The organism is Aphanothece stagnina RSMan2012 (assembly GCF_046764815.1).
Lineage (GTDB): Bacteria > Cyanobacteriota > Cyanobacteriia > PCC-6307 > Cyanobiaceae > NIES-981.
Window position 1 is genome coordinate 1 of record NZ_JBKOUC010000108.1, and the last position, 440, is coordinate 440.

The following is a 440-nucleotide window of genomic DNA, read 5'->3' on the forward strand; positions in this document are numbered from 1 at the left end:
TCAAACAATTGCAGAGCCAGGTTTTTTGCCTCATCGTCAGGATAGGGCAGTTGGGACAGTTCCACATAGTCCAAGCGAGTGATGCAATCCCGCACAGCAGTTTGCAGATGGGTGGGTAATTTGGCCAGCAGACTTCTGGTCAACCCCGCATCCCCCAAAATTAACTGCCAATCGGTCAAGCCCAATTGGGTCAGGCAATCCGTCAACAATAGAAGAATTTCCGCGTCAGCCCGAACGCCCCCGGCAAACAGCAATTCTATGCCCGCTTGGAAAAACTCCATTTGCTTACCGTGGTAGCCTTCCGGGGGATTACGAAAGACATTGGCCCGATAACACAATCTTTGGGGTTGGCTGTCGGTCATGCGGGTCACCACTGCCCTAGCAATGGAGGGGGTTAATTCGGGCCGTAGTCCCAACCGTCCTTCGCCACTGTCCTGGAG

Annotated in this window: 1 protein-coding gene; it reads right to left on the minus strand. The window is 53.6% G+C overall.

What is annotated here, in order from left to right; all coding sequences use genetic code 11:
- A partial coding sequence (locus ACLNEE_RS16965) for an ATP phosphoribosyltransferase regulatory subunit (RefSeq protein ID WP_412007461.1) occupies nt 1-440 on the minus strand: 440 nt, incomplete at both ends.